Raw genomic sequence first — 7,132 nt, 5'->3', positions numbered from 1 at the left:
GAACCGTCGCAATAAGCCGCAGCATAAACTGCCCGCCAAAATCGTGGGAGCGCCCCCCCGCGGTCGGGCACTTCGCGTCCCCCCGAACGTCCGCAACAGGCAAACACCAGCAGCCCTACACTTGCATCCGCGATTGCACACCACAGCTACAACAGGTGTCGCTGGTGGATGATCTGGGGAATTTTCTTCTTCACCTTGAAAAACCCCGCTGTGGCATGCGGCCAGATGGCCAGATCCCAGCCGCGCTGCCATTCGCACAGCCGGACGCCCGCTGCATCCAGCGCGGGCACGGCCTGTTGCACCCAATCGCGCAGCGGGCCTTCGGGGATATAGGCTGTGATGATCTGCGACGCCCCTGCGTCAGTGGCCCAACGTGCCAGATCCTCCGGCCTGCCCGCGCGCAAGGCCACCGCATGCGGCGCCCCCACACGCAGTGCGGCGTCGTGCAATGCGCCGTCTTCAAACGCTGTCACGGCAGGTGACACGCTTTGCGATGATCGCAGATGCGATCCCGCAAGCGTGGCCACGCCGCGAATATCATAGGGGCCAAGGTCAAAATCCTCTGGCCGGCAATCTTCTTCGGTGATCAGCAAAACAGCGGGGTGACGCGGGTCCGGCGCTATGGGCTGCCGCAAAGGGGCAACGGCGGGCAATCCGTCAGGTTCACTCCCCTCCAAGCCCTGCACATCACGGCACAATTCGTTGTCACGCGGGGCAAAACGCCCGCCGGTGAATTTTGCAATATTCCAGCCCTGCGCCGCATAGGGTTTGCCGCGCGTATGCAACCCCGCCACCCAACGCCAGCCCAGCGTGTTTGACGCAGGATCGCCATCCAGCAAATGCCGCAAGAAGAAATCCGCCCCCAACCGCCACGGCAGCCCCAATGTGAAGATCCAGATCGAGGCGAACCACATGCGCGCGTGATTGTGCAGATACCCTGTTTGCACCAGTTCGCGCGCCCATGCGTCAAAACACGCCAGTCCGGTGGTGCCTGTTTCTGCATCGGCTACAGCGCGGCGCAATCCACGGTCACGTTCCAGCACGGCCAGATCATGCAACACGCCCTCGCGGTAACTGGCCCAGATTGCGGGTCGGCGCTCCAGCCAGCCCTTGAAATACCCGCGCCAGACCACTTCCTGAATGAATTTTTCTGCCTGCTCGGGCCCATGCGCCGCCAATGCGGCGGCGACCACATCTTCTTCCAGCACCAGCCTGCGGCGTAGATAGGGCGACAGGCCGGATACATCGCGGTGCCGGTCCGGCCCGTAGTCAAAATTCCGGCCCGCGGTGTAATGCCGCCCCATACGCGGCACAAAATCATTCAGCAGCGCCTGACCCGCAGCGCGCGTTGCAGTCTGGTCGCGCATCCGCCCTGCCCCCTTGTCATATCGGTCCCATACCTAGCCTGATGCGCAGGCGGTTCAATGGGGGCGCGGGTCTGTCATTCCGGTGTTCTGGTGAAATCGAAATCATCCAGCCGCGCGCCACGCCGCGTGATCTTGTCGGCGGAAATGCGAATGCCCGACAGGTCGTTTTGTACCTGCGCGAAATGACTTTCCAGCTTGGCCACACGCGCGCCAAGGCGGTCTGCATCCTCGACCAGCAATTGCACTTCACGGCGCACGGCGCGCGCCTCGGACCGCAGGCGGGTGTCTTTCATCACGGCGCGCAGGGTATTGAGTGTGGCCATCATGGTGGTGGGCGACACAATCCAGACCTTGGCCGCAAACCCGTCGCGCACGACATCGGGCAGGTTGGCATGCAGTTCTGCGTAAATCGCCTCGGATGGCAGGAACATCAGCGCCCCATCTGCGGTTTCACCGGGCAGGATATAGCGTTCGGAAATTGCCTTGATATGCGCGCGCATGGCCTGTGCCAGTGCACGGCGCGCCGCCACGCGCGCCGCATCATCTGGGGCGCGTGTCAGCGCCTGATACGCCTCCAGCGGGAATTTCGCGTCCACGGCAAGCGGTTGGGTCATATGGACCAACGCATCCACCCGCCGCCCGTTCGACAGGCTGGCCTGAAGGCTGAAGGCATCGGGCGGCAGGGCGTCAGACAACAACGCTTCCAGTTGCACTTCGCCGAATGCGCCGCGCGCCTGTTTGTTGGACAGGATATCCTGCAAGGACAGGACATTGCCCGACAGCGCCTCAATCTTGGCCTGTGCGGCGTCAATGACTTGCAGCCGTTCGCGCAAGGCCCCCATGCTGTCTGCCGTGGTTTGCGCATTGCCCGCCAATGTGTCGCCCATATAGCGCCCCATATCGGCCAGCCGCGCCTCGACCAGTCCAATCACCTGCGTCTGGCTTTGGGCAACATGCGCCAGCCCGCCTGCAAGCTGGTTCTGGCTGTCCGACAGGCGGGACAGGCGCGCATCCAGCCCCGACAGACCGGAAACCGCGCGCAGAACGCGCCACAGCACAAGAACCGCAACCACGCCAAGCGCCAGCGCAATCAGCAGCGGGTCGTTCCAGTCAATGGTCATTTGCGACCAAACAGCTTTTCAATATCATCAAGGCCCAGTTCGACATAGGTGGGCCGCCCGTGGTTACACTGGCCCGAATGGGGCGTTGCCTCCATCTCGCGCAGCAGGGCATTCATTTCGTCCAGCCGCATGGCACGGCCCGACCGCACCGAGCCGTGACAGGCCATGCGCGACAGCACCGCGTCAATGCGCGCCTGCAGGCTTTGGCTTGTGCCCAGATCGGCAAGGTCGTCCAGTATGTCGCGGATCAGCGCGCGCGCATCCACTGTACCCAGAAGTGCGGGCGTTTCGCGCACCACGATTGCGCCGCCGCCAAATGCCTCGATCACCAGTCCCGACGTCGCCAGATCATCCGACAGGGCCAGAAGTTGCGCGGCATCCGCATCGGGCAGTTCAACGATTTCGGGGATCAGCAGCGCCTGCGCGGCAACACCGCTTTCGGCACGCTGGCGTTTCAGCCGCTCATAGACCAACCGCTCATGTGCGGCGTGCTGGTCCACGATGACCACGCCGCGCGCGGTCTGCGCGACGATATAGTTCTGGTGCAACTGCGCACGCGCGGCCCCAAGGGGCGCATCATCGGGCACCGGAACAGTGGTTTCCGGCGCTTCATGGCGTGCTGAAACCGCCTCGGCCCCCGACCAGAAGGCAGCGGGCGCATCATCCATCTGGAACGGGGCCTGTAACTGGTAGCTGGCGGCGCGGGCCTGTGGTGACGGGCGGTCCATTTGATAGGGCGCTTGATGATACGGCGCGGGCGGCGCGGTTTGCGGGTGCATCGCGCCCAGCATTGCGCCCGCAACTGTGCTGGAGGCGCGGTGCCCCGCATTGGCCAGCGCGTGGCGCAACCCGCTGACAACCAGCCCGCGCGCCTGCCCTGGATCGCGGAAACGGACTTCGGATTTGGCAGGGTGGACATTCACATCCACCAGTTCGGGCGCGCAGGTTATGAACAGTGCGGCAACAGGGTGGCGGTCGCGCGACAGGAAATCCATATAGGCCGCGCGCAACGCCCCAACCAGCAGCTTGTCACGCACGGGGCGGCCATTGACGAACAGATATTGCGCCACGGCTGCCCCGCGCGAATAGGTAGGGAGGCCCGCAAGCCCCGTCAGGTGCAGCCCGTCGCGTTCCGTATCAATGCGGATGGCGTTGTCGGTAAATTCGCGGCCCAGAATCGCGGCCATCCGGTCTTCCAGCGCGTCAAACAGCGCGCCTTGGGCGGCATCGGCGCGGAAAATCTGGCGCGGGGTGTCATTGGACACATCGGTCAGGGTAAAGCTGACATAGGGTTCGGCCATGGCCAGACGTTTCAGCACATCGGCGATGGCCTGTGCCTCGGCGCGGTCGGAGCGCATGAATTTCAGCCGCGCGGGCGTGGCATGGAACAGGTCGCGCAATTCCACAAGCGTGCCGTGTTGTGCGGCCTCGGGCCGGACCGGCCCCACGCGCCCGCCATTGACGGTAATGCGCGCGCCATCCCCGCCTTGACTGCGCGAGGTGATGGACAGCCGCCCCACCGCCCCAAGGCTGGGCAACGCTTCGCCGCGAAACCCGAAGGACCGGATATTCAGCAGATCGGTCCCGTCAATCTTGGAGGTGGCATGGCGCGACAGCGCCAGCGGCAGGTCATCAGGGGCCATGCCATGCCCGTCATCGCGCACCCGTATCAGGGTCTTGCCACCATCACCGTAAGCCACGTCAATGCGGGTCGCGCCCGCATCAAGTGCGTTTTCCACCAGTTCCTTGACCGCAGATGCAGGCCGTTCCACCACTTCGCCTGCCGCGATGCGGTTGGCGCAGGCTTCGTCAAGCTGGCGGATCTCGGGGCGTATATTGCGGTGCGCGGTGTTCATGCCACAACATAGCATGGGTGCCGCGCCCCTGCCAAGGCGCTATTCCAGCCCTTCGGGTTGGCCCACCACGACGAAATGCAGCGCATCCGCGTCAAACAGGCGCGCGGCCATGGCATTGACCTGATCCAGCGTCAGCGCGTCAATCAGGTCGTTGCGGATATTGACATAATCAATATCGAAGCCCTGATATTGCATCGACGCCATGGTGGATGCAATCGCGGCATTGCCGTCAAAACGCAGCGGGTAAGCGCCCGTCAAATAGGTCTGGATGCGCGACAGGTCGTCGTCCGAGATGCCGCTTTCGGCAATTTGCGCCCATTCTTCGCGCAACAGATCGATCGCCGCGGCGGCATTCGCATTATCCGTGGACATGCGCCCCTGATAGCTTTCGCCCAACAGCCCTGCGGCCAGAAAGCTGCCCACCCCATAAGTCAGGCCGCGCTGGACACGCAGACTTTCCATCAGCCTTGTGCCAAAGCGGCCACCGCCGAACACTTCGTTCACGACGAAAGCGGTCAGAAAATCGGGGTCGTCGCGGGCAATGCCATCATGGCCAAAAGCAATGACGGATTGCGGTCCATCGAAGGGAATCACCGCTATCCCCGGGGGGGCGGAAAATTCGGCGCGCTCCGGAACAGGCGCACCTTCTTGGGGAATGCCGTCAAACAAGCGGTCAATCAGGCGTGCAAGTTCGGGGGCATCAATATCGCCTGCCGCGCCAATGAACACACGGTCACGCGCAATCGCCCCCTGATGGGCCGCCTGCAATCCCGCGACATCCAGCGCGGCCACAGTGTCCACGCTGCCGTCACTGGCCCGCCCATAGGCGTGGTCGCCATAGGCCGCCTGCGCAAAAGCTTGCGACGCCAGCGTGTTGGGGTCCAGCGCATCACGGCGCAGTTTCGACAGCATCTGACTGCGCACCCGTTCAACCGCATCCGCATCGAAACGCGGATCGATCAGCGCCGTGCGCACATGGTCAATCACATCATCCGCATCTTCGGTCAGAAACCGCACCGAGACGGACACTGTATCGCGCCCCGAGTCGAAGCTGATACGCGCGGCCAGTTCCTCGCTGCGGGCGGCATAGGCCTGGGCGTCCATATCCCCCGCCCCTTCGGACAAAAGCGCGGTCATCAGGCTGGTCGCGCCTGCGGTGGCGTCCCCGTCCAGCGTTGCGCCGCCCGCAAAAATCAGTTCCAGCGCCACAAAAGGAATGCTGCGTTCCTCGACCAGCCATGCCTGCAAGCCAGAATCCGATGTGACAGGGGTAATGGACACTTCGGCACGCAGGGGGGCGGCAAGGGCAATGAACAGACCAGCGGTCAGGGCCAGCAAACGGGTCATTGTGTCACCTCGGATGGGCTGCTTGCGGTGGGTTGGGTCAGGTAGCCGGTGACAGAATTGCGGCGGTCCAGCAGAAACTGGCCTGCGGCGATCACGTCATCGGGGGTCACGGCGTCCAGCGCGTCAACCCAGCCCGAAATATCATCGACGCCAAGCCCCACGGACAGGCCGACACCATATTGACGCGCGCGCCCCTGCATATCATCCAGCGCGTATATTTCCGACGCCCTGATCTGGCGGCGCACGCGGTCAAACTGCGCCTGATCGACACCGTCTTCCAGAAAATCGGCCACGGCTGCGTCAAGGGCCGCTTCCGCATCCTCCAGTGACACCCCGTCCACCGGCGCAATCCCAAGGCTGAACGTGCCATAATCACGCGCCATGCCATTATATCCGGCCCATGCGGACAGTGCGATACCCTGTTCAAAGTTCAAGCGCCGTTCCAGAACCGATGTGGTGGAACTGCCGCCCAGAAGTGCCGCCAGCATTTGCAGGGCCGCCGCCTGCGACTGGTCGCCTGCGCGGCGCACAGGTGCCAGATACATGCGGCTGACATATGGCGTGCCGACGCGCGCATCTTCAAACACCAGCCGGCGTTCGGCCAGATGCGGCGGCTCATTGGGCCGGATAACAGGCGCAATGTCGGGATTGGCGGGCACGGGGCCATAAATCTGCTGCGCCATGTCCAGCGCGTCTTCGGTGTCCACATCGCCCGCAATCACCAGAATCGCGTTATTCGGGCCATAATGCAGGTCATAAAAATCCATCGCATTCTGACCGGTCAGGGTTTCCATTTCATGGCGCCACCCGATGATGGGAGTGCCGTAAGGATGCGCCTTGTAAAGTGTGGCCATCATGGCCTCGTTGAACTGTCCGCCCACGCGGCTTTCCAGCACCTGCCCGCGTTCTTCCAGAATGACGGCGCGTTCGGGCAGCCAGTCGGATTCGGTGAAGGACAGGTTGACCATGCGGTCGGCTTCCATCTGCATCATCAATTCCAGACGATCCGATGCGACGCGCTGGAAATAGCCGGTATAATCCCAACTGGTGAAGGCATTGTCGCGCCCGCCATTGGCCTCGACCACGCGGGAAAATTCCCCCGATTCCATGGTGTCGGTGCCTTTGAACATCAGGTGTTCCAGAAAATGCGCTATACCCGATTGCAGCGGCGGTTCATCCGCGGCGCCGATCTTGTACCACACCATATGCACCACCACGGGGGCGCGGCGGTCCTCGATGATGACGACCTCCAGCCCGTTATCCAATGTGGTGTGGGTTACAGGCTCCGCATTGGCGACACGCAGTGCCAACAGGCCGATCACGAAAAAAGCTGTCAGTCGGAAAAACATAGGATTCGCATACCTTTGGGCCGGAATAGCTGAACTGCCGCAGAAGGTACTGCCACCGCGCACAGGTTCAAGGGGGACCAACGCGGTTGTTA

At 63.0% G+C, this 7,132-nt stretch carries 5 protein-coding genes; all 5 read right to left on the bottom strand.

The annotated features are described in order from the left end of the window. Positions 1–146 precede the first annotated feature (146 nt). On the bottom strand, positions 147–1,367 hold the full coding sequence (locus tag ACTIE1_RS14140; RefSeq protein ID WP_439560799.1) for an FAD-binding domain-containing protein: 1,221 nt from the start codon (positions 1,365–1,367) through the stop codon (positions 147–149). 74 nt (positions 1,368–1,441) lie between these two features. After that, positions 1,442–2,488 carry a DNA recombination protein RmuC gene (locus ACTIE1_RS14135; RefSeq protein ID WP_439560800.1) on the bottom strand — a complete coding sequence of 349 codons (1,047 nt, stop codon included), beginning with the start codon at positions 2,486–2,488 and terminating at the stop codon, positions 1,442–1,444. Next, entirely contained in the window at positions 2,485–4,344 is a 1,860-nt protein-coding gene (gene mutL / locus ACTIE1_RS14130; protein ID WP_439560801.1) for a DNA mismatch repair endonuclease MutL, read from the bottom strand. The genes ACTIE1_RS14135 and mutL overlap by 4 nt, the downstream gene beginning before the upstream one ends. Positions 4,345–4,383: 39 nt before the next feature. Next, positions 4,384–5,691, bottom strand: a complete 1,308-nt coding sequence (locus ACTIE1_RS14125; protein WP_439560802.1) for a M16 family metallopeptidase — start codon at positions 5,689–5,691, stop codon at positions 4,384–4,386. Further along, complete coding sequence (locus tag ACTIE1_RS14120; protein ID WP_439560803.1) at positions 5,688–7,040, bottom strand: M16 family metallopeptidase; 1,353 nt, start codon at positions 7,038–7,040, stop codon at positions 5,688–5,690. The genes ACTIE1_RS14125 and ACTIE1_RS14120 overlap by 4 nt, the downstream gene beginning before the upstream one ends. Positions 7,041–7,132: the final 92 nt, after the last annotated feature.

This window comes from Roseinatronobacter sp. (assembly GCF_051859525.1).
In the GTDB taxonomy this organism is placed as follows: domain Bacteria; phylum Pseudomonadota; class Alphaproteobacteria; order Rhodobacterales; family Rhodobacteraceae; genus Roseinatronobacter.
This window is presented reverse-complemented; position numbering and strand designations above follow the sequence as displayed.